Annotated in this window: 1 protein-coding gene; it reads left to right on the top strand. The window is 59.7% G+C overall.

From position 1 onward, the window contains the following. Window positions 1–326: DUF6124 family protein (locus MA884_RS27830; protein WP_256233486.1), on the top strand; the 326-nt coding region annotated here is incomplete at its 5' end. Between the last annotated feature and the right edge of the window lie 83 nt (window positions 327–409).

Below are 409 nucleotides of genomic sequence, written 5' to 3'. Positions count from 1 at the left end.
AGGAAGAAAAAAAGCTCGAAGACGCCGCCACCCGCGCCCTCGATTACTACCTCAACCCCCAGCCCTCCTCACCGCCCGAACCCGATAAAAACCAGCTTTTCATCGTCTCCCCTCACATCGACACCGAAACCCTGCTGGCCAATGCCTCCGAAGACCTGCTGTCCATCAGCACCATCGCCGCCGACCTGGCCGACGATGTCGATGACTCACGCCGCTGCGTAGCCCTGGCGATCAGCCGCATGGCTGATGGGGTTCAGTTGTTGGTTGAGCGAGCGTTGGATCATTTGGAAACAAAAGAGATGGCGACGCCTGGGGCCAAGGGGTAGAGCTTTGCTTTGAGGCAAGCTGTGCCGACGCCTTCGCGAGCAAGCCCGCTCCCACAATTGGATTGAGGTACGGCCGGAGAGAC

The sequence above is a fragment of the Pseudomonas sp. Q11 genome (assembly GCF_024494355.1).
Taxonomy (GTDB): domain Bacteria; phylum Pseudomonadota; class Gammaproteobacteria; order Pseudomonadales; family Pseudomonadaceae; genus Aquipseudomonas; species Aquipseudomonas hefeiensis.
This window is presented reverse-complemented; position numbering and strand designations above follow the sequence as displayed.